The 24,991-nt window shown below is 37.3% G+C and carries 27 protein-coding genes and 2 pseudogenes; 10 read left to right on the forward strand and 19 right to left on the reverse strand.

Annotated features, from left to right (window positions below; all coding sequences use genetic code 11):
- Positions 1–5: 5 nt before the first annotated feature.
- Positions 6–479 (reverse strand): hypothetical protein, encoded by a 474-nt coding sequence (locus ODZ84_RS09350; protein ID WP_266176741.1) that lies wholly within the window; start codon positions 477–479, stop codon positions 6–8.
- 104 nt (positions 480–583) lie between these two features.
- Between ODZ84_RS09350 and ODZ84_RS09355 the strand changes: the two genes are divergently transcribed.
- On the forward strand, positions 584–1,510 hold the full coding sequence (locus tag ODZ84_RS09355; RefSeq protein ID WP_266176742.1) for an XRE family transcriptional regulator: 927 nt from the start codon (positions 584–586) through the stop codon (positions 1,508–1,510).
- Positions 1,511–1,710: 200 nt separating this feature from the next.
- Here the strand turns inward: ODZ84_RS09355 and rimM are convergent, their stop codons facing one another.
- The 6 genes from rimM to ODZ84_RS09385 all read right to left on the reverse strand — a co-directional run bounded on the left by rimM (position 1,711) and on the right by ODZ84_RS09385 (position 5,461).
- Entirely contained in the window at positions 1,711–2,253 is a 543-nt protein-coding gene (gene rimM, locus ODZ84_RS09360; RefSeq protein WP_266176743.1) for a ribosome maturation factor RimM, read from the reverse strand.
- A gap of 11 nt (positions 2,254–2,264) precedes the next feature.
- Entirely contained in the window at positions 2,265–2,831 is a 567-nt protein-coding gene (locus tag ODZ84_RS09365) for a 30S ribosomal protein S16 (protein WP_266176744.1), read from the reverse strand.
- Between the two features lie 193 nt (positions 2,832–3,024).
- Entirely contained in the window at positions 3,025–3,540 is a 516-nt protein-coding gene (locus ODZ84_RS09370; protein ID WP_266176745.1) for a nitroreductase family protein, read from the reverse strand.
- 41 nt (positions 3,541–3,581) lie between these two features.
- A complete protein-coding gene (locus tag ODZ84_RS09375; RefSeq protein WP_266176746.1) occupies positions 3,582–4,208 on the reverse strand; it encodes a DoxX family membrane protein in 627 nt (208 codons plus the stop codon).
- 80 nt (positions 4,209–4,288) lie between these two features.
- On the reverse strand, positions 4,289–4,738 hold the full coding sequence (locus ODZ84_RS09380; RefSeq protein ID WP_266176748.1) for a GreA/GreB family elongation factor: 450 nt from the start codon (positions 4,736–4,738) through the stop codon (positions 4,289–4,291).
- 186 nt (positions 4,739–4,924) lie between these two features.
- Positions 4,925–5,461, reverse strand: coding sequence for an SRPBCC family protein (locus ODZ84_RS09385; RefSeq protein ID WP_266176750.1), 537 nt, complete (start codon positions 5,459–5,461; stop codon positions 4,925–4,927).
- A gap of 210 nt (positions 5,462–5,671) precedes the next feature.
- Between ODZ84_RS09385 and ODZ84_RS09390 the strand changes: the two genes are divergently transcribed.
- On the forward strand, positions 5,672–7,708 hold the full coding sequence (locus ODZ84_RS09390) for a M3 family metallopeptidase (protein ID WP_266176751.1): 2,037 nt from the start codon (positions 5,672–5,674) through the stop codon (positions 7,706–7,708).
- Between the two features lie 102 nt (positions 7,709–7,810).
- Here the strand turns inward: ODZ84_RS09390 and ODZ84_RS09395 are convergent, their stop codons facing one another.
- Both ODZ84_RS09395 and ODZ84_RS09400 read right to left on the reverse strand, forming a co-directional pair.
- Positions 7,811–8,278 carry an ankyrin repeat domain-containing protein gene (locus ODZ84_RS09395; RefSeq protein ID WP_266176753.1) on the reverse strand — a complete coding sequence of 156 codons (468 nt, stop codon included), beginning with the start codon at positions 8,276–8,278 and terminating at the stop codon, positions 7,811–7,813.
- A gap of 3 nt (positions 8,279–8,281) precedes the next feature.
- The gene (locus ODZ84_RS09400) at positions 8,282–9,772 is read right to left on the reverse strand and encodes a catalase (RefSeq protein ID WP_266176754.1); all 1,491 of its coding nucleotides are present in this window, start codon (positions 9,770–9,772) and stop codon (positions 8,282–8,284) included.
- A gap of 474 nt (positions 9,773–10,246) precedes the next feature.
- Here ODZ84_RS09400 and ODZ84_RS09405 point away from each other — a divergent pair, with 474 nt between their 5' ends.
- The 5 genes from ODZ84_RS09405 (at position 10,247) to ODZ84_RS09425 (ending at position 13,805) form a co-directional block, all read left to right on the forward strand.
- Entirely contained in the window at positions 10,247–10,453 is a 207-nt protein-coding gene (locus tag ODZ84_RS09405; protein ID WP_266176755.1) for a YqaE/Pmp3 family membrane protein, read from the forward strand.
- Positions 10,454–10,563: 110 nt separating this feature from the next.
- Positions 10,564–10,947: a hypothetical protein gene (locus tag ODZ84_RS09410; protein ID WP_266176756.1), complete on the forward strand. Its 384-nt coding sequence runs from the start codon at positions 10,564–10,566 to the stop codon at positions 10,945–10,947.
- A 204-nt stretch (positions 10,948–11,151) separates the two neighbouring features.
- A complete protein-coding gene (locus tag ODZ84_RS09415) occupies positions 11,152–11,769 on the forward strand; it encodes a hypothetical protein (protein WP_266176757.1) in 618 nt (205 codons plus the stop codon).
- Between the two features lie 268 nt (positions 11,770–12,037).
- Positions 12,038–13,237, forward strand: coding sequence for a tyrosine--tRNA ligase (gene tyrS, locus ODZ84_RS09420; protein ID WP_266176758.1), 1,200 nt, complete (start codon positions 12,038–12,040; stop codon positions 13,235–13,237).
- 130 nt (positions 13,238–13,367) lie between these two features.
- The gene (locus tag ODZ84_RS09425) at positions 13,368–13,805 is read left to right on the forward strand and encodes a GNAT family N-acetyltransferase (protein WP_266176759.1); all 438 of its coding nucleotides are present in this window, start codon (positions 13,368–13,370) and stop codon (positions 13,803–13,805) included.
- Between the two features lie 24 nt (positions 13,806–13,829).
- On the opposite strand, the gene ODZ84_RS09430 is transcribed toward ODZ84_RS09425, so the two are convergent.
- From ODZ84_RS09430 to panD, 4 genes are all read right to left on the reverse strand, one after another.
- Entirely contained in the window at positions 13,830–14,498 is a 669-nt protein-coding gene (locus ODZ84_RS09430; protein WP_266176760.1) for a TerD family protein, read from the reverse strand.
- Positions 14,499–14,501: 3 nt separating this feature from the next.
- Positions 14,502–15,077: a TerD family protein gene (locus tag ODZ84_RS09435; RefSeq protein ID WP_266176762.1), complete on the reverse strand. Its 576-nt coding sequence runs from the start codon at positions 15,075–15,077 to the stop codon at positions 14,502–14,504.
- A gap of 168 nt (positions 15,078–15,245) precedes the next feature.
- Positions 15,246–16,286, reverse strand: a complete 1,041-nt coding sequence (locus ODZ84_RS09440) for a lysylphosphatidylglycerol synthase transmembrane domain-containing protein (RefSeq protein ID WP_266176763.1) — start codon at positions 16,284–16,286, stop codon at positions 15,246–15,248.
- 3 nt (positions 16,287–16,289) lie between these two features.
- A complete protein-coding gene (panD, locus tag ODZ84_RS09445) occupies positions 16,290–16,640 on the reverse strand; it encodes an aspartate 1-decarboxylase (RefSeq protein WP_055984500.1) in 351 nt (116 codons plus the stop codon).
- 399 nt (positions 16,641–17,039) lie between these two features.
- Here panD and ODZ84_RS09450 point away from each other — a divergent pair, with 399 nt between their 5' ends.
- Positions 17,040–17,354 carry an HU family DNA-binding protein gene (locus ODZ84_RS09450; RefSeq protein ID WP_266176766.1) on the forward strand — a complete coding sequence of 105 codons (315 nt, stop codon included), beginning with the start codon at positions 17,040–17,042 and terminating at the stop codon, positions 17,352–17,354.
- Positions 17,355–17,418: 64 nt separating this feature from the next.
- On the opposite strand, the gene pdxH is transcribed toward ODZ84_RS09450, so the two are convergent.
- A complete protein-coding gene (pdxH, locus tag ODZ84_RS09455) occupies positions 17,419–18,060 on the reverse strand; it encodes a pyridoxamine 5'-phosphate oxidase (protein ID WP_266176767.1) in 642 nt (213 codons plus the stop codon).
- Between the two features lie 24 nt (positions 18,061–18,084).
- On the opposite strand from pdxH, the gene ODZ84_RS09460 reads away from it, so the two are divergent.
- Positions 18,085–18,633 (forward strand): YqgE/AlgH family protein, encoded by a 549-nt coding sequence (locus ODZ84_RS09460; protein ID WP_266176768.1) that lies wholly within the window; start codon positions 18,085–18,087, stop codon positions 18,631–18,633.
- A 111-nt stretch (positions 18,634–18,744) separates the two neighbouring features.
- Positions 18,745–19,326, forward strand: coding sequence for an N-acetylmuramoyl-L-alanine amidase family protein (locus ODZ84_RS09465; protein ID WP_266176770.1), 582 nt, complete (start codon positions 18,745–18,747; stop codon positions 19,324–19,326).
- A gap of 82 nt (positions 19,327–19,408) precedes the next feature.
- Here the strand turns inward: ODZ84_RS09465 and ODZ84_RS09470 are convergent, their stop codons facing one another.
- From ODZ84_RS09470 to ODZ84_RS09490, 5 genes and pseudogenes are all read right to left on the reverse strand, one after another.
- A complete protein-coding gene (locus tag ODZ84_RS09470) occupies positions 19,409–20,218 on the reverse strand; it encodes an aminotransferase class IV (protein WP_266176772.1) in 810 nt (269 codons plus the stop codon).
- Positions 20,219–20,295: 77 nt separating this feature from the next.
- Entirely contained in the window at positions 20,296–20,682 is a 387-nt protein-coding gene (locus ODZ84_RS09475) for an START-like domain-containing protein (protein ID WP_169229378.1), read from the reverse strand.
- 335 nt (positions 20,683–21,017) lie between these two features.
- On the reverse strand, positions 21,018–22,199 hold the full coding sequence (locus ODZ84_RS09480; protein WP_323136900.1) for an aspartate aminotransferase family protein: 1,182 nt from the start codon (positions 22,197–22,199) through the stop codon (positions 21,018–21,020).
- Between the two features lie 509 nt (positions 22,200–22,708).
- Positions 22,709–24,459: pseudogene (locus ODZ84_RS09485) on the reverse strand (OstA-like protein).
- A 3-nt stretch (positions 24,460–24,462) separates the two neighbouring features.
- Positions 24,463–24,935, reverse strand: a pseudogene (locus ODZ84_RS09490) (Fur family transcriptional regulator).
- Between the last annotated feature and the right edge of the window lie 56 nt (positions 24,936–24,991).

Below are 24,991 nucleotides of genomic sequence, written 5' to 3' on the forward strand. Positions count from 1 at the left end.
TAAAATTAATAGACCAGGTTTATTCCGAAAGAAAATCTGAAACCCTTCGTCGGAAAATATCTGTAGGTATTGTATTCGATATTATATCCTGATTCCAGTGTAAAGAAATGATAAAAATTGATTCCGAGTTTCGGAGAAACAGCATTTGGAGTAATTCCCGCTCCAGCATATAAACTTTTTATAATAGCCTTATTCTTTTTAAACGATAGTACTTTATGGAAATAATCCAACTCAGGAATAACAATGAATTTCCGATCGGGCAAATCCCACCAGTTGAAGTGTCCCCGAAGACTCACATAATTATTCTCATCAATCGGAATTTTTGGTCCGAAAGAAAAAAATGCTTTATCATCTATAGAAGTTACCTCGATTCTGGTACTTACGATGATCTCTACTACTTTCCATCCTTTATCATTCCCGATCTGTCCTTTGAACAGAGGAACAGAAGCAAGAAAAAAATAAAATACCAGTACTTTCATAAGTATTATTTAAATTGATGTGTCAAAATTACCTGCAGAAAACACAAAAATAAATGTAAAAAAAAATTAAAATAAATAAGTACATTTGTGAAAATCACAAAAACATGCATCAGGAGCGTCTGCTTAAGGAAATCAGAAAAAGAATCGGGAACAGATCTCTGAACGACGAAATCTCCAGTATTCTCAATATCAGTTATGATGCGGCACACAGAAGGACTTCTTTAAAAGCAAAATTCAGTTTTGAAGAAGCTTTGGAACTGGCAAAATACTATCAGATTTCACTTAATCAGTTTATTACTTCAGATCATCAGATCGTGGTAAACAGAACTTCCGCAGTCACCGAAACGAAAGATTTACAGTCTTTTTTCAGGAATAACCTCAGCATTTTTGAAAATCTGCCGCTTTCCGAGGAGATGACCATCTACTATTCCGCGAAGGATATTCCGTTTTTTTACACGCTTTCAGATACCTTGCTTTCCCGTTTTAAAATCTATGTGTGGATGAACCTGCTGAATGCAAAGCAGGTTTTTATTCCTTTCTTACAGTTTTCCCCTCCAAATTTTGAAACGGATACCAAAGAGTTAAGAAAAAAATATGAGCAGCAGAATGTTGTGGAATTATGGAATGACGTGACGGTTTCAAGCATTTTGCAGCAGATTGCCTTTTATTATGACACCAGGCTATTACTGAAAAAGGAAGCGCAGACCATTTTGGATGAGTTAAAGGAACTGATAGAATATATCGAGCAAAAAACAGAACGAAACACAAAATTTCATTTATACGAAAATGAACTGATGCATCTGTCCAATGACATCTTTTTCCATCATCCGGAACAATCATTATTTGCGTTGCCTACGAATATGTTTGGATATATCCTTATTAATGATGAGAAAACCTGCAGTGAAACGCTGAACTATTTTGAACATCAGATCAAAAACTCAAAGTCACTGAATACTTCAGGAAATCGTGACAGAAAATTGTTTTTCAATAAGATGTACGAACAGATTGAAAATTTAAAACAGAATATATGAGATGAGGACATTCTGTTATCATGACTTTTGAACAAACCGCGATATTAAAAGGACAGAATAGGGTTAGGAAAATGCATATAGCCGGGCGGATGATATCCGTATGCCCGGTAACAGGCAGATAAAATTGTGAAGATTATTTATTATCCGGAGTATAAGAATAAAATAAACAGTCAGGAATTTTCTTCCTTGTCAAAAGAAATTTATTCGTCTTTCTTCGAAGGAACCAGAAATACATCAATAAGACCTTCCGGAAGCTGCATTTTGATGGTTCTTTCTTCTCTGTCGACTTCCAGGATCCAGTCTTTGATCATAGGAATAACGACTTCCTTGCCGTCGAGATTGGTGATGAAATATACCTGTGCGGTCTGATCATTGACAGATCTGATGACACCACAGTCGTTATCATTTTCATCAAGAATATTGTACCCGATAATTTCGTGGTAGTAGAATTGTTTTCCGGAAAGCTTAGGCAAAGAAGCCAGCGGCAAATACACATTTTTACCTAAAGACTGGTCTACCAGGGCCTCAGAAGAATTCTTAAAAGCAATATTAAGAGCATCCAGCTTGCTCCAGGATGATTTTTCAATAAAAAAAGGAACCAATAATCCGTTGATTTCAACGAATATTGATTCCAGTTTATTGTAAAGCTCGGGTTGATCTGTATCCAGTTTAAGGATCACATTCCCCGCAAGTCCGTGTCTGCGTGTAATTTTTCCTAATAAATAGCAATCTTCTTTACGCATACCGGTTTTTTTTAAGCTTCCGTGTTTTCTTCTGTAGATTCAGCAGCAGGAGCTTCTCCTTCTGTAGCTTCAGCAACTTCTTCAGCAGGCGCATTAGCAGCTTCTTCAGCAGCTTTAGCATCCGCTTCAGCCTGTGCAGCAGCAGCGATTCTAGATTCGTTTACTTTAGCTTCAGCATCAAATGCAGCTTTCTTAGCGTCAGCCTGAGCTTTAGTTAAGCCTTCAACTTTACCTTGTACTTTAGCATCTTTAGCCTCTACCCAAGCATTGAATCTTTTTTCAGCTTCAGCTTCGTCAAAAGCACCTTTAGCAACACCACCTTGTAAGTGTTTTTTGTAAAGTGCTCCTTTGTAAGAAAGGATCGCTCTAGCCGTATCAGTTGGTTGAGCACCATTGTTTAACCACTTTACAGCAGAATCAACGTTTAAGTCGATTGTTGCAGGGTTAGTAATTGGGTTGTATGTTCCTAATTTTTCGATGAATTTACCATCTCTTCTTGATCTGGAATCTGCAACTACGATGTGGAAGAAAGGTTTCCCTTTTTTACCGTGTCTTTGTAATCTGATTTTTACTGACATAATGTTTGAATTTTACGGGAACTCGTCCCAGTTAAATATTTAAGAGTGCAAAGATAGTAAAAAAGTTTAAAGTAAAAAGGCCAAAATAAAAGTTTTCTGAATTCATTTATTTGATGAAGCCGGGAACCTGCTCTCGCTACTCGCTTTTTTCTTCTGCAAAGAAAAAGAGCTCAGACAGACCGCTCGATCAGGGCTATTGATCCAGTTTTCCCATATAAAATAAGCCAAGACACTTTTGATTTTCTTCGATCGTTAAAGATTCTTTCAGATGGTCGACGATTTTTGGTGAACTCCAGTATGAGCCTACTCCGTTTGCCGTACAGGTAAGATACATATTCTGCACCGCCATCGAAACAGCTGCAATTTCTTCCCATTCGGGAACCATCCCGCTGAAATTCACAATTATAGAAACTACAGCGTCCGCTTTATTGATTTTGAAGCCTATATCATTGTATTTTTTCTCTAAAAACAGATGTTCAGGCTGTGCAGATTTATAGATCGCCTGCATTTCTGAAGCCAGTTTTGATTTTTCTTCACCCTTAAATATTTTAAAACGCCAGGGCTTGGTCCGTTTATGATTAGGAGCAAAGGTTGCTGAATTTAAAATCTCATCAATAATTTCCTGAGAAATTTTAACTTCAGTATAATCTTTTGGAAAGATGCTTCTTCTTTGCTCTATGATTTCTTTTAAAACGTTTGCTTTGTTCATGGTACAAAGGTACAGCATGTAATTCATTTATGAGGTATCGGTTAGGCATTCGATATCAATTTCCTGCTCTGGTATGCTCTGTAATTACTTAATCCAAAAGTAACAAGAACCAGTAAAATCAATGCCACGGATCCCCAATTGGCATAGCTGTTTTTACTGATATTGCCTAACAGACAGATGCCCGTAAAACAAATACTGTATATCACTCCTGCATTCATCCATATCCTGGAAGGCTCCGGAAATTCATATCCTGATGAACGATTGATAAGAGGCAACAGTTTATGATGGTCCCAGACGAGCAGTATCAATACCGCTATCATCATTAAAGAAGTAATAATCCAGGTCCCGCTGAATGATAAACTAAGGGTAATGATCCAGATATTTGTAAGGATGGCAAAAAACATCAGTGCGCCTGGAGTAGCATAGCGTTGCGTAATCAGCAGTATTCCGGCAATGACCTGCACCAGACCCAGAAAATTCCAGTAAAAGCCCGACTGGTATAAAGCTTCGAAAAAATAGCCTACCGGATTATCTGCCGGAATTGCGGTAAATCTTTCTCCCATCAGTTTTATCAGTCCCGACGGGATAAAGGCGAAGCCCACCAGATAACGGAGGTGGATAATAATCCATTGATTGAGCATGTTCGTTCTTAACATTTCAAATTTCATAAGTGAGTATTTTGCATTGCAAGGTACTGAATAAAATTAAAACTCCGGATATATTCCGGAGTTTTATGGGTATAAAAAATTTATAAAACTTCTACGATCTTCTGATAAATATTATTCAGAACAAATTCATCGCCTGGTTTCATTCCCATCATTTTTTTAGCCATAGGACTTTCGGGCGAAATGGCATAGAACCGGTCGCCTTCAAAAAAAAATTCTCCCAATGATACCGAAATATAAAATCTGGCTTTATTCGTAACCACCAGAGAACCCAGCTGAACCCTTTCTGTAGAGTTGTTCAGTACTTTGGCCATATTTCTTCTAAGATCATTAAGGGCTCCCAACTGACGCTGCATCTGATATATTTCCTCCTGCATTTCCTCTCTCATACTGTCATACTTCGGAGTTTTTTTAATATCACGGCTGGCCTCCAGGGTAAATTCAATGAAATTTTTCAGTTTCTGAATTTTTTCAGCAATGACGGTTTTTACATAATTTCTTATATTATTTTTCTCAAATACTATCTTCTCCATGAATCTATTCTTTATATAAAGATAATATTTTTTTAAATAATTGCACTTCTTTTTAAAGGGCTGCACTCACAGGCTTTCCTATGGATCATCTACTTACCCAATTTCTGCAGGCCCGATCTGTGGTTTAAAACTTATTCCTGGAAATCTGCCGGTACTATTAAACAATAGTATGATCAGACTAATGATTTATCTGTTTTCCACAAGTACTTTTAGGTTATGAAGACCTTCCTTATAAGATTTTCCCATCTGGTAATCCATCATCGGTCTCATCACTTTCATCATAGCATCCTGTTCGGTATCCATAGTCCACGTCACTTTCGTAGAATTTCCTTCTGATGATAAAATGATTTCGGAAGTGGCCTCTCCTTCAAATGGCTTCAGAAAGGTCATTTCTGTCTTTTGCTTCTCGTTTAAAACCAGTTCTTTTATTTCCTGACAACCTTTTCCGGCCTCATCATTTTTACTGTCCCAGCAATACCGGTCTCCCACCTGTCCTGATTTTCCGGTATATGTGATTTTCATGGTCCTGTCTAATTTCATCCACGGATTCCACCGGTTAAAGGCTGCCATCGAATGTACGTTCTGCCATACTTTTTCCCTGGGAGCGTTTACCACCACAGACTTTTCATAATGGTATTCTTTGCCATAAGCCAGCATTGCAATACCGGCATATATAGCAATCAAAAGGATAATTAGTCCAAAAATTTTTAAAATTGCTTTCATAGTTATATTTTTTTAAAGGTAAACATTGCATAATCCAACGACTCCGCGGTCCTCAAAATTAATTTTTTAAAGTCACATTATTCTTCGCATATGACAAGATTATTAAAGTCAGACCATTTTGTCATACCTTTTTATTCAGGCATTATTTTTGAGCACTTTTGCTGTTGATTCAGAAGAATCGTTACATTTACATTAATTAAAAATCAGAATATGAATATTTTAACTGAAAAATTTAATACACCATATCACTCCGCACCTTTTAACCTTCTGAAGAATGAAGATTACCTTCCTGCATTCAGGGAATTAATCCAAAAGTCGGAAGAAGAAATTGATGCCATTGTCAACAATCCTGAAGAACCTACTTTCGAAAATGTGATCGAAGCACTGGCGTATTCGGGTGAACAGTTAGACGTGGTTTCCAATATTTTTTTCAATTTAAATTCGGCAGAAACCAGTGATGAGCTTCAGCAGATTGCTCAGGAAGTTTCTCCGATCCTAACAGAATATTCTTCAAAAATTTCTCAGAACGAAGCGCTTTTTAAGAAAATAAAAAAAGTATACGACGAAAAAGAAAAATATACCCTGAATGAAGAACAGCAGATGCTTTTAAATGAAACTTACAAAGGTTTTGTACGAAGCGGAGCGTTACTGAATGAAGAAGACAAAGAAAAATTAAAGAAAATCAGCATGGATTTATCTTTAAAATCACTTCAGTTCGGGCAGAATGTACTGGCCTCAACCAATAATTATTTTAAGCATATCACCAATAAAGAGGATCTGGCAGGAATTCCGGAGGCTGTTCTGGAACAATACGCTGAGGATGCCAAAGAAAGAAATCTTGATGGCTGGGTAGTTACCTTACAATATCCGAGCTACCTTCCTTTAATGACCTATGGGGAAAACCGCGAATTGAGAAAAGAAGTGGCCCTGGCCAATGGTAAAAAATCTTTCGATGGCGGAGAATTTGACAATCAGAATTTAATTAAGGAGCTTCTTCGTCTGAAACAGCAAAAAGCGGAGTTATTGGGCTATAAAGACTATGCAGACTATGTTCTGGAAGAAAGAATGGCCAAGTCACCGACCAAAGTCATTGATTTCCTGAATGAGCTTTTAACAAAGGCAAAGCCTTACGCAGACAACGAAATTGAAGCGTTGAGATCTTTGGCAAAAACCGATGGGATCACTGAAATGCAGGGCTATGATCACGCTTTCTATGCAGAGAAACTCCGTAAAGCAAAATACGACTTAAATGATGAGGAACTGAAACCTTATTTCCCTTTAAACCAGGTTCAGGATGCTGTTTTCGGACTTGCTGATACCTTATTAGGATTGCATTTTCAGGAACGAAATGATATTTCCACGTACCATGAAGAGGTGAAAGTATACGAGGTTTCTGAAACGGGAAGCGGTACCTCTGAAAAAACGTTCAAATCCCTTTTATATGTAGATTATTTCCCGAGAAAAGGTAAAAGAGCCGGAGCCTGGATGACGAGCTACAGAAATCAATATATTAAGGAGGGTGAAAATTCCCGTCCTCATATTTCCATCGTGTGCAATTTCAGCAAACCGACGAAAGACACACCAAGTTTACTGACGTTTCAGGAAGTAACCACTTTATTTCACGAGTTTGGTCATGCCCTTCACGGCATGCTGGCCAACACACAGTACCCTACCCTTTCGGGAACCTCTGTGAAATGGGATTTTGTGGAATTGCCTTCCCAGTTCCTGGAAAATTTCTGCTATGAACCGGAGTTTCTCAAAACTTTTGCTAAACATTATAAAACAGGAGAAATTCTTCCTGATGAAAAAATCGAGAAAATCGCGCAGTCTAAAAACTTTATGGAAGGATACCAGACCCTGAGACAAATCGGTTTCGGATTGCTGGATATGAATTATCATACGAAAGCAGAAGAACTGGAAGATAAAAGCGTGAAAGAATTTGAAGATCATTATACAAAGGCTACCCAACTATATCCTTCCAATCCTGAAACAGCGATGAGTCCGAGTTTTTCCCACATTTTCCAGGGCGGATATTCGGCAGGATATTATTCTTATAAATGGGCCGAAGTTCTGGATGCCGATGCTTTCCAGTATTTTAAGGAAAATGGTATTTTCAATCCTGAAATTGCTGCCCGATATAAAATTCTGCTGTCTTCAGGCGGAACAAAAGATCCCATGGAGCTTTATAAGAATTTCAGGGGAAGTGAGCCGAAAGTGGAAAGTTTACTGAAGAGAGCATTCGGATAAATACCGGATGGTATCAACAATAAGGAATTTTTAACCGTTCTGTTAAATAAAATCCGGAGCCCGAAATCGGGCTCCGGATTTTCTCATATCCTAATCAGACTCTTACTTCTGTTGCAGGAGGTTTAATATTTTTGTTCTTCCAAACCGGGAAGCAAACTCTATGGTTCTTTTTCTCGTTAAGCTGTCACATTTTTCTTCTTTTATCAAAAGCTCGGCAATCTCCTCCTCACCTGCAACTACGGCTCCCATCAGCGCGGTATTTCCTCTGTTATCCTTAATGCATAAATCTGCTTTTTTACTTAACAGAAAGTCTACTGCGGTTTTCTGACCGTTGTAGGCGGCAATCATCATAGCGGTATAGCCATTTTCACCCTGAAAATTGATATCGGCACCGGATTTCAGAAATTCATCCAGCAACTCAATGTCAGACGTTCTGGCCCCATGAAAAAATGCCTTCTCAAGCTCCTTTTGGGTATTTTGCTTTTCCTGGGCCGTAATGCATTGGCTGAATAACAGCATGAGAAATACGGTTCCTGTATAAAGAAAGGTATTTTTTATTCTTTTCATCATCTGTTATTTGGTATAATCATTTTTCTGTAATCCCAGGCCGCTTCCAACGCGTGTTCCATAGTCAGGATCTGCCTGATATAAATAACTGACCATTTTAGCTTTTACTTTACTGTCTTTTACCTTCGAAAGGGCGCTGACCCAATTTTTAACCAAGTTATTTTTTTCTGACGGGCTGTATCCTCTGTACAGAATGCCTGCCTGTGAAAAGTTATCGGGATTCTGAATTTCCTTACGCATTAAATATCCCTGTAATACTCTCTTATCTTCCGGGCTGAATTCTGTATATAAATCACTTTGGGTGCTTGGGTAATAGTTGATATCTCCGGTTCTTTCTTCAAAGTTCATTGCACCGTCAATATGATAGTTATTTACTTTAACCAAAGGCCTGTTGGCAGGTAGCAGCTGATGATTTTTGCCCAGTCTGTACATCTGTGCATCGGCATAAGAAAAAAGTCGGCCCTGCAGCATTTTATCAGGAGAAAAGCCGATGCCCGGCACTACCCTTGAAGGTGCGTAGGCAGCACTTTCTGTATATTGAAAGAAGTTGGGCGGAATCTGATCCAGTACTAATGTTCCTACTTTTATTTCCTCCACATCAAACCATTGTTTTGTATCATCGAAAATATTAAAATTATACTTACCGATATCTTTATTGTCGATAACCTGGATATATAAATCCCATTTAGGATAGTTTTTTGCAGCAATATTTTCGTATAAATCTCTTGTCATATGACTGAAATCTTTACCCTGAACCTGAACCACTTCTTCTGCAGTTAAGTTTTTAATGCCCTGCAATGATTTGAAGTGAAATTTAACCCAGGAAATATTTCCCTTATCATTTATAAATTTAAATGTATTAACGCCAAATCCATCCATTTCTCTGAAAGATTTCGGGGTCCCGTTATCAGACTGCAGCCAGGTTAAAGTCTGCAGAGCCTCCGGCGTTTGTGAGAAATAATCGAATATCCTGTTCTCATCCTGTAAATCCGTTACCGGAGAGGGCTTATTGGCATGGGTAAAGTCAGGAAACTTTATGGCATCCCTGATAAAGAACGTAGGAATGTGATTTCCCACGAGGTCCCAATTTCCTTCTTCCGTATAGAACTTCACTGCAAAGCCTCTCGGGTCTCGAGCCGTTTCGGGAGATCCTTTGGAATGGATCACACTGGAAAACCTAACTAAAACAGGGGTTTTCTTATTTACCTGATTAAATATTTTTGCTTTCGTGAGTGAGCTGATATCTTTTGTGGTAATAAAATATCCCTGTGCTCCCGTTCCTCTGGGATGCATTACCCTTTCAGGAATCCTTTCCCTGCTGAAATGCTGGAGTTTTTCGATGAGGTGAACATCTTCCAACAGCACCGGGCCATTTTCGCCCAGGGTCATGGACTCTTTGTCGCCGTTTACCGGAGTTCCGGCAGATGTTGTCATTTTTGTCTGTGCGGTAGTGCAGACGGATAGTACCAATGCACTGATAATACTAATCTTTTTCATATAAGTGTATAATATTGTTTGTTATATTTTAAATATTCATATGTATTTGATCCCCGGATGGTAGAATCTCATGCTGATTCCGTCATGCCTGGAATCCCCGGGATATGGATAAATTTTAATTCATTACGATAGACCCATCCATCATTCAATATAAGATCAATAAATGTATTGATCTCTACCTGTTCAAGATCTTAAATAAAAGTGTTAAGCTGTTTACTTTACAAAGATAATATAAACATTTATTGATTAAATCTTAAAATATCATTAATAACGATAGACATTATAAATCAATTCTCCTAAACAAATTATTAATCAGGTATGTTACTGACTGTTGTGCCGCCATAAAATCTGTACTTCTAATTTTTATGGTGATTCATCTCTAAATATAATGTATTAAAAACGTACACAGGGCCCCATGATCGATGGTTTTATTTGTAAATTGCACGCTACTATACATTAAATCTGTTACCCATTATGCTGCTAGCGATCTTACTCCCTTTTCTTTCATTTATGATTCGTGGAAAAATTTTTACCGGAATCATTTGCCTGATTCTGCAAATTACTTTAATTGGCTGGCTTCCTGCTGCAATCTGGGCAGTTCTGTCTTTACATAACGACCGTGCTGACAAAAGAAACGAGAAATTAATCCGGGAAATGAGAAAAAACAGAAGGCAATGGTAAATATGCTACTGCCAGCCATGCATTTCACAAAACAGTTGTCAAACCTGAGATCAGAACTTGCGGTTTTAGAAAATATAAGAAAATAAGAACCAATACAGGAATTTAGAACAATGAATAGTATACATACACGATTAGAAAACGTCAAAAAGCTTCAGGCCAAAAGATGGGAAAATGAAGATCACTGGGAAGAGCTGAACGATCTCCTCATCAAGGAATTAGATGAAATATTACTGGTCGAGCCTGAAAATACTTCAGCTTTAGTCAATATCGGAGCAGTCTATTCCGATATGGGAGAAAACGACAAAGCTCTGGAATACTTAATGACCGCACTACACTTGGGGTCTGAAGATAAAAACCTTTTTATCAACCTGGCTATTGTTATGGTGTACATGGAGAAACATCCGGAAGAATACCATGAATATCTTGAAGAGGCTGAAGATAAAACTGAAGATCCTCTAACTTTTAAAGCATATTTTGATCCCCAGTCCCACTAAAAGAATGCATTCAGATTTATAACACGTCCTTCAAGAAATTAAAGGATTTTCTTTCATGAATTACCAATTATCATAAACGTCATGGTATCAGAATAGAAGGCGCCTTTACTTTTTTAATTAAATTAAACATTATACTTAATTTATGTAAAATTTTTCGCTACCTTAGTCTGGAAAAACATCAAAAACAAGGCATTATATAACAGTATGGCAAAAGAACTTTTTTTCATAAAAACAAATCCTGTTGCTGCAAAGATTAATTTGTATAACAAAATTTGTCGTGAAGAAACTCAGGTTCTCGGTTTTTTAAAGGATGATAAAAAAACAAGCCTCGAGATTATAAAAAACAAAATACCGGAATCTGTTGAGAGCCTCACCCAGGATGAATTGATATCACTATTGGACTGGTTTGAACACGAGTATCGTTCTGACGGTGAGGAAGTTAAAACCCAGCTTTTCATTAACGGAATTGATGTTTTTTATGAAATTGCCCATCAGGATCACATCGGTTACTTTCAAAAAGTAATGTCAGATTATGAAAAAAAAGCACAATGCCAGCTTAGCTATACTTTCGGTTGTGAAACGTTCAAGGATTTTTTAATTTATGGAATATTTTATACCGGAATGTTCATTCAGGATGATGAAAATATTCTGTCCCGATATCTGAGAGAAGATCACCGGGAATTATTTTCTCTTGCAGAACACCAGTTTAATTCAGATGGTGCGCGCAATGGAAATCCAGAAGATCTTCGCAGTTATTTTACCGATCTGTATGATCTGACAAAGTTTTATAAAGGAAATATTATAAAGCTGCAGCATGATTAGAATAGGGATAAAAAAGGAAACCACCTAAAACGGATGATCATTGCCTATCGCAGATCTTTCTCTAGTTAAATTATTTAAAAAAAACATTTATATTTGCACCGATGAAGCACCTAAATAACATATTACGTCTTCCGTTTTTCAGCGAATATGATACCCCGGCCTATTGTTCGGGAAGACCTTCTATAGCTGTAATACAGTAAAAATTAATCAAATTTTATATAGAACCCGGACTTTTCTGTCCGGGTTTTTTATTTTAAAACATATCAAAATGATCAATCAGTTAAAAGAAAATGCAGAAATCATTCTGCCTGAAAATGGCCTGGAACAAAAAATCCAACAGGCTGAAAAAGAAAACAGAAAATTAATCATCAAACTGGGGTTTGATCCCACCGCTCCTGATTTACATCTCGGTCACGCTGTTGTACTGAAGAAACTTAAACAGTTTCAGGATCTGGGACATCGGATTATTATTGTCGTGGGAAGCTTTACCGCGAGAATAGGTGATCCCACCGGAAAAAACAAAGCACGAAAGCCTTTAACCACTGAACAGGTCCAGCATAATGCGCAGACCTATATCAGTCAGCTTTCCAAAATTATTGAGGTCGAGAAAACAGAAGTTGTCTTTAATTCCAACTGGCTGGATGCGCTGAGCTTTTCAGAGGTCATTGAGCTGATGTCAAAAGTAACGGTTGCCCAACTGATGCATCGAAATGATTTTAGCAAAAGATTCTCCGAAAACACTCCCATCGCTATGCATGAATTGGTTTACCCTATTTTACAGGGGTTGGATTCTGTCCGGATTTCCTGCGATATTGAGATGGGCGGTACCGATCAGCTTTTCAACTGTACCATGGGAAGACAGCTGCAGGAGAGTCATCACCAGCCTCCGCAGACGGTCATGTGTATGCCCTTACTGAAAGGCCTTGACGGTAAAGAGAAAATGAGCAAATCCTTACATAATACCATAGGCCTGACTGACGAACCTGAAGAAATGTTTGGAAAAACAATGTCAATCCCGGATTCTTTAATAAATGAATTTATTAATCTGACAACAGATTTTTCATCTGACGAAAAGCAGAATCTGAAATTAAAAATAATAGGCGGAGAAAATCCCATGATGGTCAAAAAACTCATCGCTAAAAATATTGTTTCTCAATATCATACGCCGGAAATGGCCGAAAGAGCAGAAAAGTTCTTCACAAATCAGTTTCAGAATAAAAATTTCGAAGAAAAAATTTTTGAAGCCATCCTCATCCATTCACTCCATCATAAGAATCATATCCTTCCATTGATAGAACTTTGTCAGCAGCTAAAAACCACTGAAAGCAAATCTTTTATCCGGCGGCTGATCGAAAATGGAGGGGTTCAAATTAACAGTCATAAAATAACGAAGCCAGACGAGGAAGTTCAGTTAATACAACACACAAAAATCAAAATCGGAAAAAGAACTTTCTTTGAACTTTTGTAAATAATGAAAAATAAAAAATGTATTTTTAATGTTTAGAGCATGTTAAGTTTTGCCCTGAACGTTTGCACCAAGAAGTGTCAGAGTGATTTTTAACTGTAAGGAATCCTAATTTTTAGTTTAAATAGTATCTATGAGTTTTAAGCTTCAATATCGTAAAGCGACGGAAACCGATATCGATTTCTTAATTGAATTAAGGGAAAAGACGATGAGTGAACATTATATCAGTTCGAATCTTCCGGCAACGAGAGAAGTTCATATGCAGAGAGTTCTTTATGAGTTTGATAAAGCAAGCATCATCATCATGAATAACGAACCGATCGGCTTGCTTAAAATCAGCAGAAAACCTGATACGTTGTATATTATTCAATTACAGATAGATCCGACTGCACAGGGAAAAGGAATCGGAAGATGTATTCTGAGAGAAATTATCAAAGAAGCTAAAAACAGCCAGAAAACCATTACCCTGAATGTACTGAAAACCAATAAAGCTCAGTATTTATATTCCAGTCTGGGATTTGTCATCATCGGTGAAAATGATCATTCTTACTTTATGGAATTACAACAATAAGAAAGTATGCTGTGAGCATACTTTTTATTTATAGGTATAAGGAACAAGAACATCAATAAAGTTATCTGTCCGGTGAGGTTCCCCTAAAGCACGGAATTTCCAGTCACCTTCGTGTCGGTAGGCTTCCGCAAAAACCATAGAGCACATCCCGTTCATTCCGGCATCACCGGAAAGGCTGAATTTTGTAATCTCTTTTCCCTTGGCATCTACCGCTCTGATAAAGGCATTCTCAATCATCCCGAAATGCTGCCTGTTGGAATTTCCCTGATAAATGGAAACCACAAAAACAATTTTTTCAAACCGCTGAGGAAGTCGGTCAAGCTGTACAATAATCTGTTCATCATCGCCATCTCCTTCACCGGTTCTGTTATCTCCCGTCAGCCATATATTTCCGCTGGGATGTTTCATGGAGTTAAAGTAAATAACATCACTTTGATAAAGAACAATATTTTTTCCGTTCTGCCTTTGTAAAGTGGTTCCCATATTGGCTACTTTACCATTTTTATCCAGAAGGAATGCGATGGCGTCAAGGTCATATTCCGGGGCGCTGCCAAAAAGCTTACCGAAGAATCCTCCGGATTTCCGCACATCCCATCCCAAACCTATGGTAACCTGTGAGAGATCATACGCATTATCGCCTTGATCATTCTTCCGCAGATTGATCGTCTGCCCTTTTTGTAAATTGATTGCCATCTGCTATTTTATAATTTGTCCTTTATAATATTTCTCAAGAAAAAAGCCAAGGTCAGCTCTGTACCCAATTCCTGAAGCTTCGAATTTCCAGCTTCCGCTACGTTTGTAGAGTCTTCCGAATTCTACGCCTGTTTCAATGGAAAAATCTTCATCAAGTTCATATTTGGCAATCTCCTGCTGGGTAACATTATCAATAATTCTGATGTATGAATTTCTTACCTGCCCGAAATTCTGTTTTCTTCTTTCAAAATCTTCTATGGTAACCACAAAGAGAATCTCTTCTACTTTTGAATCTACTTTTTCAAGATCTACAATGATCGATTCATCATCATCTCCATCACTGCTTTTACCGCTGGGATCATCACCGGTGTGCTGAAGGGCACCATCCGGTGACTGCAAATTATTGTAAAAAACAAAATATTCCTCACTTACCAGTTTTCGGTCTGCATCAATCATAATGGCGGAGGCATCAAGGTCAAAATCATATCCTACTCCGTCATTAGGATCCCAACCCAAACCGATGGTCATTTTTGTAAATCCAAGTTCAATTCTCTGTCCTTTCTGTAAGTTAATTGCCATAATAATATTTCTGTTGTTTCCTCTAAGATAGGTCAGATTTAGGAAATTCCAAAATATTATGGGCTAAAAATAAAGTAAATTGCTAATTATTAAAAAATAATTAATCATAGCGGACGCATAAAAAAATCCGGTAAAAACCGGACTCTATATATTAAATAAATGTAGTGCTTAAATTTTCTGACTGGGAAAGACTTTATTTCTTTCTTTTGCAAGCATAGGAATAGAAATTAACCCCATTACCAGCATAATTGTTATCTGCAGTGGCAATGAGATAAATGAATAGGTTAATCCGACTTCTCCGCCGACTTCACCACTCTTTCCCATAGAAATAAACAGCGCCATAAACCCATATTTCATCGCCAGGTTGAAAGCCCCGATTCCTCCGCTCGCCGGAATAATCATCCCGAATGTTCCTACGACCAGGATCAGAAATCCGTCTGCAAAAACAAAATCCGAAGTTTCCGGAAGCGCAAAACATACCAGATAGGCTGCAAAATAATAAGAAACCCAGATTCCTACGGTGTAAAGAATAAATTTCTTTTTTTGTTTCAGGTTGAAAATTGTTTTTAAACCTTCACCAATTCCTGACAGAATACTGATGACTTTTTTATAAAAAACATTATTTCTTATTCTAGATCTGAAAATAATAAAAACGGCCACTAAAATAATGATAGAAATACCAAAAACATATAAGTAAAATACCGAATTCGCAATCTTTTTTAAAAATTCTTTCTCGATGTATTTCCAGAAAGATAAAATAGTATTGAATTTAAAGATCAATGTTAAACCTAAAAATGCAACCATACAAGCCAGATCGACAATTCTTTCCAAGATTATTGTTCCAATAGATTTATCAACAGGCACTTTTTCCACGCCATACAACGCGGTTGCCCGGGCCACTTCCCCACTTCTTGGAATGGTAAGATTCATTAGGTACCCAAAGGAAATAGACCACAATGAATTGGAATCTGAAATATGGTGCCCCATGGGTTCCAGCATCAGGTTCCACCGGATCGCTCTGAACCAGTATGCCGAGATCCCAAAACAGGCCGCCAATAATACCCACCAGTAATTCGCCTTCGCCAATGATTTCTGAATAACCTTAAAATCCAGTCCTTTAAGGGCAAACCATAAAAAAAAGCCTGCAAAAGCAAGCGATATTACTATTGTTATAATGGATTTTACAGGATTCTTTGCTTTTTTCTTCATCGGTTATGTCAGCAGATTCGTTTTTTCATCCGGGAAAACAATCTTAGGTTGGAAAGTCTGCGCTTCCTCAGGAGTCATCTGAGCATAAGCAATGATAATGATGATATCATCCCGCTGCACTTTTCTGGCGGCAGGACCGTTAAGACAGACCTCGCCGGATTTTCTTTTCCCCTTAATGACATAAGTGTCAAAACGCTCTCCATTATTTACATTAACGATATATACCCTTTCTCCTACTACCAATCCTGCAGCTTCAATAAGGTCTTCATCTATTGTAATACTCCCGATATAATTAAGATCCGAAGCCGTCACTCTTACTCTATGAATCTTAGACTTAAAAACTTCTATTAACATGATGCAAATTTATTAATAAAAATTTACAAAATGAACTTTTACATGGATTTTAAAACTATCAGATACACAGGTATTTATTTTTATAAAAAATAGTATATTTAAATTTTAATTACAAAATCAATAACCATATCGGTAAAATCATTAAGACTTTATACAAAATTCAGGATTTAATAAATATAGAAAATAAAATATGAATTTTGCTAAAGTCAATACACATAAGCATTTGGCATGATTTTAGTAAGCTGTAACGTAGATTTTCCGTGAAATATCAAATTATCATATTTTAATCAAATTTCACAAATACTACAAAAGTTTTACAATTTTTAATAAAAAAATTGCACAATTAGAAAATAGTATTATATTTGCTACAATTACGAACTAACTTTAATATTAAAAATTATGAACAAGTCTGAACTAATCGACGCTATCGCAAAAGATGCCGGTATCACAAAAGTGGCTGCTAAGGCTGCTTTAGAATCTTTCATTTCTAATGTAACGACTACTTTAAAGAAAAAAGACGGGAAGGTTTCTTTAGTAGGATTCGGTACTTTTTCTGTAGCTGAGAGAGCTGCAAGACAAGGTATTAACCCTGCTACTAAAAAGCCAATCAATATCGAAGCAAAAACGGTGGCTAAATTTAAAGCCGGAGCTGATTTATCTACAGCTGTTGCTACTGCTAATGCACCTGCTGCTTCTGGTAAGAAGAAAAAATAATCATTCAGATTACAAAAATTCAAGGCTGCTTCTGTTGAAACAGCCTTTTTTTTATGATTTCTATTTAAGGTGCCAGACGCGAGATCTCCCAGTCCAGATCATCCAGCGTGTAGATGATCCTGTCATGAAGCCGGTTGGGTCTTCCCTGCCAGAATTCTATTTCGTAAGGCTTTGCAAGATATCCACCCCAATTGCCAGGTCTGGGCACTTCACTATGTTCAAACTGTTTTTCCAGCGCTGTTAATTTTTTTTCGAGATATTCTCTATCCGGAATGATTTGGCTTTGCGGCGAAACAACAGCTCCAAGCTGACTGCCTTTAGGTCTTGAATGGAAATATCCGTCGCTTAAGTTTTCAGCGATTTTTTCCAGATCAGCTTTAATGATGATCTGCCGCTCCAGATTAGGCCAGAAAAAATGAAGGCAGGCTTTATGATTCTTTTCTATTGCTTTCCCTTTCCTGCTGTCATAATTCGTATAAAAAATAAAGCCTTCATGGGTATAAGCCTTTAATAAAACCATTCTGGTGCGTGGGCAGCCATCACTTTCCATCGTAGAAACGGCCATCGCGTTCGCTTCAGAAATACCGGGGTTTGCACTGGCTTCCAGAAACCAATCCCTAAATTGTTCGATAGGATTTTGTTTTATCTCACTTTCAATAAGTTGGGACTTCTCATACACTTTTCTTTGGTCGTGCAGGTTTTCCATAAATATTTTTTATTAAATTTGAGTATGAATTACTCATACAAAGGTAAAATATTAATTTCCACGCCTGACATTTCCGGAGATATTTTTTCCAGGTCAGTTGTATTGATGATTGAGCATAATGAACATGGTGCTTTTGGATTAATATTAAATAAGAAAAACAGCCAGGTGAGTAGTAAGTTCAAAAATTTTTTTGACTTTAAGATCGAAGTGTATGACGGCGGACCGGTAGAAAATGATAAGGTGTTCTTTATTGTAAAGGGCAAAAAGGTGACAGAAGCGTATACCGACATTTCTAACGACTTTTATCTTACGGAAGATATCGAAAACATCATAAGTGCCGTTCTGAGCCAGGAACTGGATATTAATGATGTTAAAATTTTTTCAGGTTATACAGGTTGGTCTGCCATGCAGCTCGACCATGAAATTCAGAAAAAGCTCTGGACCGTCGTGGATGTTTATAACCTTGATTACACCCTGCCTAATGATCAGACTCTATGGAAATCCATCATGCAGAATCTGGGCGGTGAGTTCCTTCTGTGGGCCAATGCTCCGGAGGATATTTCTTTAAACTGATCCCAATATTATTCATTTCGGAGGGAAATATAAATTAACAAACTTTAAGAGTATGTTAACCTATTTTCACAATATAATTTCCGTTATTTGCTGAACTATAAACCTCTGAAAATGGAAGCAGTCAAATTATTTGCAATATCTCTTTTTTCAACGGCTTTGTTATCATTTGTGCCTGTAAAGAAAAAGTATATTGTAATAGATGCCGGTCATGGAGGCAATGATGCGGGTGTCACCTTTGATGGAATGACTGAAAAGGAGATTGTTTTAAACATTGCAAAACAAATCCATGAGATCAACGAGAGCCAGGAAAAATATGAAGTTTTCCTGACAAGAGCTGCTGACGAATATAAAACTCTTGAAGAAAGGACGGATAAAATTAACGAACTTAATCCTGTCATGGTCATTTCTCTTCATCTGAACGGAACGCCTGAAAAAGACACCCAAAAACAGGGATATGAGCTTTTTATTCAAGACTCCGGGGATTCGAAAAAAATCGCTGATAAAATTTCTCAAAAATTAGGAAACTGCAGTATTGCAGAGCGCAACCTGCACATCTTGAGAGAATCGAAATCCCCTGCCGTTTTAATAGAGCTCGGGTATCTGAATAATAAAAAAGACCGGACCTATCTGTCGAGTGAACAGGGCCAAAAAGAAATTGCACAAAAATTCGTAGATTTTTTTAACGAATATTAAATAAAACTAATTCTGATCTGTTCAGAACAAAACCCGGTAAAGGACTTTTGGAACTTTGTTGTTTACCGGGTTTGTCAATTTTCTAAAAACTTTCTTTCCATTGTGTTACCATATTCAGAAAACGGCTGTTTCCGAAAGTCTTATTCCTTATTTTTCCTACTGAGAATATGCCCTTTTCATCAGAAATAAGCAGAATTTCCTCCGCTTTCTGTGATTCAAATGCAATAATCTCGTGCTCCTGAATGTCTGCCAGTTTATTTTTATGTAGAAAAGTAACAAAATTTTCCATAAAGGGAGAAATATAAGCACCTTCGGCCTGTTTAGGAACTTTTATAATATCACCTTCCAAAAATAAAAGATTTCCGGAAGTGGCCCTTGCAATCCTTTTATTAGGGTTAAGAAGAATCACATCATCCAGATCATTTTCCTGGGCATAAATCGAGCCGTAAATATTTTCCGGGCAGTGAACTCTGATATTGCTCAGGAGGTTGTTATTGACATTAATTTCTTTGATTAAATCCAGCTCCAGAGGCCTTGGGTGAGTTGCAAGCACATCCTCTAACTCAGAGACTTCATAGGAATAGGAGACTGAGGATTTCGACAGCGTTATTCCATCCGAATTTCTGTACACCTGAAAATTAATAATCCCGTTTCCGATTCCTTTTCCTTCAATGATCTCTTTCTGAAACAGGGACTGAAAGAATTCCAGGGTATAGGACAAGGGAATATTCATTCTCATCTTTCTCATCGATGCCATTAAGAAAAAATAGCATTCTTCATCCATAATGAGTTTTGCCTCCCTGATAAAGAAAGAGACCTTTACCGCATCTCCTAAAAGAAATGCCCTGTTCTGAACATGTAATTCCCCTGACGTAAAATATTGATTTTCCAATTTTTGATCCGATTTATTTATAAAAAAATAATGAACGATAAATCGTTCATCAGTTTTACCATTTAGTACAGTTTATTTTAAGCTGCACCTAGCTTTATTCTAAGGTTTTCAATAAGATTTTCCCAATACATTGCATTTTCTTCTTCATCACCTTCCTCACAGAAATCTGTAATATTTAATGCTAAATCCTCTGTAATATCATCGATAGTGATCGTCATTTCAAAGAAGTGTTTTGTTCCTTCATCTTCTTCCCATCTGAAACGCACGAAACCTTCAGGCTTATATCTAATTAACGTGGCCTTCTCAGCAGGTCCTCCTCCCCAGCTGAAAAAGAAGTCATCACCTTTTTCTGTCACCTCATCCGCAAACCATTCAGACAATCCTTCTGCAGTTGCCAGATATTCATATAAAATCTCTGACAGACAATGCATTGGAAATTCGTAATGGACTTTATGTTTAGCCATATAATCTTTGTTTTATCGTCCCGCAATATATAAATTAATTTTTTTATTACACAAAAATGTGTTTACTTTTTTACATATTCTTCATGATATTTGTCAGCGATTTTTAAATACCTGTTTAACTTGTCTTTTAACGATATAAGTCTGCTTTAGGCCTAAAAAATTCTTCGCAATGAACCGCTTTCTCACTTTAAATTTTGTTAATAAACCACTAAGTCATGAATTGACTGACAGATGAATTTATCCGCGGAAAACCAATTCATTCTTCACAACTTATCATCCTAATTTATGTAAGATTTAATAGATATAAAATCCCTTTTTACTAAAAGGCAGGACCTTTACATTTCATTTAAAACCTCCAGAATAATTTGGCACCCCTCTCTTATTTCTTCTTTTGAAATGGTTAACGGCGGAGAAATCCTGAGGTATTCATTCCGGTACAGTTGCCAGAAAACAATAAGGCCTCTATCCATACATCTTTTAGCGACCTCAAGGGTAAAATCCGGTGTTCCCAGATTTACTGCCAGCATTAATCCCTTTCCGTTAATATTTCTGATTTTCGGATGAACAAGCAATTCTCTGTATAATTTCTCTTTTTCATCTACTTCATTCATTAATCCGCTCTCCAGAACTTCTTTTAAAGTGGCATAGCTCGAAGCGGCAATTAAAGGATTTCCGCCAAAAGTAGTAATATGCCCGAGCTTGGGAGAATGCGCCAATGTTTCCATGATCTTTCCTGAACTCATAAAAGCTCCTACCGGAACGCCCCCGCCCATTCCTTTTCCCATCACCAGAATATCCGGAACAATTCCGAAATGCTCGAAGGAAAACAATTTCCCCGTCCTTCCGAATCCGGGCTGGATTTCATCAAGAATCAAAAGAGCCCCTACTGCTTCACATCTCTTTTTCAGTCTGATCAGGTAGCCATCCTCCGGCACTAAAAAGCCTGCTGCTCCCTGAATGGTTTCCAGAAGGACACATGCGGTCTTTTCTGTAATTTTATCTAAATCATTTTCGTTGTTAAATTCAATAAAGCTTACCATAGGTAATAAGGGCCGGAATTCTCTTTTATGGGTTTCGTTTCCTGAAACACTCAGTGCTCCATGTGTATTACCATGATATGAATTTTTAAAAGAGATAATTTCTTCTCTTCCGGTATATCTTTTAGCCAATTTTAAACTGCCGTCAATGGCTTCTGCGCCACTGTTAACCAGGTAGGTGATCTCTAACGGATCCGGAGTTGCCTCTGCCAGGAGTTTACAAAGAGCCACCGGTTTTTCCTGTGCATATTCTCCATACACCATCACATGCAGATATTTTTCGGTCTGCTCTTTTATCGCCTGAACGATTTTCGGATGAGAATGGCCCAGGGTATTGGCGGAAACCCCGGCGACAAAGTCCAGGTATCTTTTACCGTCTGTTCCGTAAATATAGCTTCCTTCTGCTTTTTCGACCTCGAAGCCGGCAGCGAATTTTGTTGTCTGAGCCTGATATTTAAAAAAATCGTTTTGCACTTCCATTTTCCTGAAAAATTTTAGCAAAACTAAAAAACATTAACCACATCGCGAAATTAAACCGATAGAATAAAAAAATCGCTCTCCATAAGGAGAGCGACACACCAAATCACAAAATATTAATTAGATTCAAATCTTAATCCGGTATAAATATATAAAATAAATTAATCCCACAATAACAATTTAATAGAATTTTAATAAAAAATTTACACATAATGAAGTCAAAATAGTGTGATATAAAATTTAATTTAACAAAAACCCTATTCTTATACGGATTACATTTTAATCATTTTTGAGTAAATGACGCAAAATAGAAATAAGATCAGTCAAAACATAGATAGGTTTAAACGAAAAAGCATCATTTCCTTTATTTGAAAATGATGCTTCGTGTATTTATTCTGCTCCTCAAAAGATTTTGAAGATTATTCCGGACTATCGCGCAGATTTTTCTGTATCCATCCGCTAAGTTTCTGAAAATAGGATTCAGGGGGCAATATTATTTTTTATACTGTAGATTATCTTCTAACTCTCTTCGGCTTTTTGGCTTCTTCTTTTTCTCTTTCTTTTTCGGCAGCTTCCTGAACCTGATCATACAGTTTATTATCAGATTCATACTTTATTTCATCGTAATCTGGTGTATCTACCAGAATATCCTGCCATTTGCGTATACGGTCTTTAGTGTTCCAGTTAAAATCCGAAAACTTACGTTTAGAGGGTTCTATTTTACTCATCGGATACGTATCTGAAGTCGCTCCAATATTGCATGAAACGATCTGCAGTGCTTTTTCTTCAAAAAGAGCATCGATAATGCCGCAGGATGTAAGCGAAATACCAATTCTTTCCGGCTGCTTTGTTTCCTGATTCACATCATCGGCATAACTGATGGCCTGGGCATTTCCGATTACTGTTGTTTCCCTGATATTATTATCCTGATAATGTACGGTCATATACCGTCCTTTTACCTGATTGAACTCATCTTTCAAAGTGAGTGAATCTACTTTACTGATAGCAAATGCATTTCCGATTACTTTCAGAGAATCTATATTTTCTGTAATGGTATTGAAATAAGCTTCTATTTTATCTCCGGTAACCTGTTTTTCACCACTCCACAGAATCGGTTTGTTAAACATATGCATGACCCCGTCTGTTTCATTGAAGGCAATAGAGTCTGCCCTGCCTTGTGCATTTGATTTATAGACCCTGGCTTTCTTAAAAGCTCTGAGAAAACTTTTCTTTTTGGTAGCATCAGCAGAATCCGGTTTTTGGTAAGAAATAATTTTTTCGGAAGCAAAATAAACAGAATCCTTTTCAAAGGCTTTTACCGCATAAGGATTTTTGGTCATCATGGCAGAATCTTTCTTTTCGTAAATTTCTCCGTATCCTCCTAAGATCCATCTTCTTTCTTTGGGATCGTCCAGCCTTACATGCCCTGTTCCGGTGCCGAATCCTGTCAACTGGTTATAATACAGGTCATCACCTGTAAGAATCTTATCATTATAATGAATTCTTGAGTTCTTGTTAAGGAAAGCCTCTTTGGTATTCATTCTGTAAGTTCCTCTTTCGGTGTACACGTAATTTTTGGGATTATCACGTCTGGTAATAGTCGTCGGTCCGAAGAACTCAGCAACTTTGGTATTCTGATTCTGTTTGATATTACGGCCTTCAACGATATAGTCAGGATTATCGATTTTTACGTTGCCGACAAAATCGATCAGCTTGGTGTCCAGAAAATAGGTAGCTGATTTGGTATACATCTTACTCTGACCGTCTGTAATGGTACCGCCCGTATTAAAATAAGCCTGGTTGGCCAGACGATCGTAATACATGATCTCCGTGCGGATGGTCTGTTTAGGATCGGTGAGGACGACATTTTTTCGGGCAACCCCTTTTTGGGTATTTCCGTCATATTCCATCTCTCCTGCTGTAATCACTGAGCCATCGGTATTCTGAAGCCTGGTATTTCCTATAGCTTTGACAAAATTTTCTTCATCATATAAAACCACTTCATCTGCTGTAAGGACTGATCCTGATGTTCGATTTTCACGTTTCCCACCAGGTACCGATTACCGTCATATTTATTGGGGTCCTTAATAATTTCGTCAGCATTGATGATATGAACCATATCTTCAGGCTTCAGTGTTTTTTTTGTCTGCTGAGAATTTTTTACCGGATTTTGTAAATACGGATCCCTTTGCACAGGAGTCTGTTTGTCCTGGGCAAAAGTAAATGTTGAAATAAAAATTAATAGAGCAAGAAAGAGTCTCATCGATCAGTCATTCTTGGTGCCATAGAAATACAGCGAATGGGAATCGATCTTTACGCCGAAAGCATCTTCGATCGCTTCTTTAATCCCTTGAATTCTTGGGTCGCAAAATTCGATAATCTCTTCAATCTCTTTATCAGAATCTTTTTTGTAAATCACCAGGTGATCGTGTTGTTTATCAAAATAAGATTTTTCGTAGGAAGATGAAGTGAGTGTTTTTTCCCGAACTGATGTTTACGGATTAATCCTGCATCAAGGAAAATCTCTATGGTATTATAGATTGTCGCTTTAGAAACATGATATTTCTTCTGCATCATGAGAAGATACAGATCATCAACATTAAAGTGATGATCCATATTATAAATCTCTTCTAATATTGTATACCGTTCAGGCGTATTCCTAAAGCCTTTTTCCAGCAAATAGTTTCTTAAAACGTCCTTAATCAGAGCTATATTTTTTTCTTTTTGTAAAGTATCCATCTAAAAAATTATCTACAAATTTATTGAATTTTATTTAAATACATACTAAACGACTC

Origin of the sequence: Chryseobacterium fluminis (genome assembly GCF_026314945.1) — a bacterium.
Taxonomy (GTDB): domain Bacteria; phylum Bacteroidota; class Bacteroidia; order Flavobacteriales; family Weeksellaceae; genus Chryseobacterium; species Chryseobacterium fluminis.

What these genes read in the sequence shown, in the direction of transcription:
- ODZ84_RS09350 (WP_266176741.1), bottom strand. Translation starts at nt 479, where the DNA reads ATGAAAGTACTGGTATTTTATTTTTTTCTTGCTTCTGTTCCTCTGTTC.
- ODZ84_RS09355 (WP_266176742.1), top strand. Translation starts at nt 584, where the DNA reads ATGCATCAGGAGCGTCTGCTTAAGGAAATCAGAAAAAGAATCGGGAAC.
- rimM (WP_266176743.1), bottom strand. Translation starts at nt 2,253, where the DNA reads ATGCGTAAAGAAGATTGCTATTTATTAGGAAAAATTACACGCAGACAC.
- ODZ84_RS09365 (WP_266176744.1), bottom strand. Translation starts at nt 2,831, where the DNA reads ATGTCAGTAAAAATCAGATTACAAAGACACGGTAAAAAAGGGAAACCT.
- ODZ84_RS09370 (WP_266176745.1), bottom strand. Translation starts at nt 3,540, where the DNA reads ATGAACAAAGCAAACGTTTTAAAAGAAATCATAGAGCAAAGAAGAAGC.
- ODZ84_RS09375 (WP_266176746.1), bottom strand. Translation starts at nt 4,208, where the DNA reads ATGAAATTTGAAATGTTAAGAACGAACATGCTCAATCAATGGATTATT.
- ODZ84_RS09380 (WP_266176748.1), bottom strand. Translation starts at nt 4,738, where the DNA reads ATGGAGAAGATAGTATTTGAGAAAAATAATATAAGAAATTATGTAAAA.
- ODZ84_RS09385 (WP_266176750.1), bottom strand. Translation starts at nt 5,461, where the DNA reads ATGAAAGCAATTTTAAAAATTTTTGGACTAATTATCCTTTTGATTGCT.
- ODZ84_RS09390 (WP_266176751.1), top strand. Translation starts at nt 5,672, where the DNA reads ATGAATATTTTAACTGAAAAATTTAATACACCATATCACTCCGCACCT.
- ODZ84_RS09395 (WP_266176753.1), bottom strand. Translation starts at nt 8,278, where the DNA reads ATGATGAAAAGAATAAAAAATACCTTTCTTTATACAGGAACCGTATTT.
- ODZ84_RS09400 (WP_266176754.1), bottom strand. Translation starts at nt 9,772, where the DNA reads ATGAAAAAGATTAGTATTATCAGTGCATTGGTACTATCCGTCTGCACT.
- ODZ84_RS09405 (WP_266176755.1), top strand. Translation starts at nt 10,247, where the DNA reads ATGCTGCTAGCGATCTTACTCCCTTTTCTTTCATTTATGATTCGTGGA.
- ODZ84_RS09410 (WP_266176756.1), top strand. Translation starts at nt 10,564, where the DNA reads ATGAATAGTATACATACACGATTAGAAAACGTCAAAAAGCTTCAGGCC.
- ODZ84_RS09415 (WP_266176757.1), top strand. Translation starts at nt 11,152, where the DNA reads ATGGCAAAAGAACTTTTTTTCATAAAAACAAATCCTGTTGCTGCAAAG.
- tyrS (WP_266176758.1), top strand. Translation starts at nt 12,038, where the DNA reads ATGATCAATCAGTTAAAAGAAAATGCAGAAATCATTCTGCCTGAAAAT.
- ODZ84_RS09425 (WP_266176759.1), top strand. Translation starts at nt 13,368, where the DNA reads ATGAGTTTTAAGCTTCAATATCGTAAAGCGACGGAAACCGATATCGAT.
- ODZ84_RS09430 (WP_266176760.1), bottom strand. Translation starts at nt 14,498, where the DNA reads ATGGCAATCAATTTACAAAAAGGGCAGACGATCAATCTGCGGAAGAAT.
- ODZ84_RS09435 (WP_266176762.1), bottom strand. Translation starts at nt 15,077, where the DNA reads ATGGCAATTAACTTACAGAAAGGACAGAGAATTGAACTTGGATTTACA.
- ODZ84_RS09440 (WP_266176763.1), bottom strand. Translation starts at nt 16,286, where the DNA reads ATGAAGAAAAAAGCAAAGAATCCTGTAAAATCCATTATAACAATAGTA.
- panD (WP_055984500.1), bottom strand. Translation starts at nt 16,640, where the DNA reads ATGTTAATAGAAGTTTTTAAGTCTAAGATTCATAGAGTAAGAGTGACG.
- ODZ84_RS09450 (WP_266176766.1), top strand. Translation starts at nt 17,040, where the DNA reads ATGAACAAGTCTGAACTAATCGACGCTATCGCAAAAGATGCCGGTATC.
- pdxH (WP_266176767.1), bottom strand. Translation starts at nt 18,060, where the DNA reads ATGGAAAACCTGCACGACCAAAGAAAAGTGTATGAGAAGTCCCAACTT.
- ODZ84_RS09460 (WP_266176768.1), top strand. Translation starts at nt 18,085, where the DNA reads ATGAATTACTCATACAAAGGTAAAATATTAATTTCCACGCCTGACATT.
- ODZ84_RS09465 (WP_266176770.1), top strand. Translation starts at nt 18,745, where the DNA reads ATGGAAGCAGTCAAATTATTTGCAATATCTCTTTTTTCAACGGCTTTG.
- ODZ84_RS09475 (WP_169229378.1), bottom strand. Translation starts at nt 20,682, where the DNA reads ATGGCTAAACATAAAGTCCATTACGAATTTCCAATGCATTGTCTGTCA.
- ODZ84_RS09480 (WP_323136900.1), bottom strand. Translation starts at nt 22,199, where the DNA reads ATGGAAGTGCAAAACGATTTTTTTAAATATCAGGCTCAGACAACAAAA.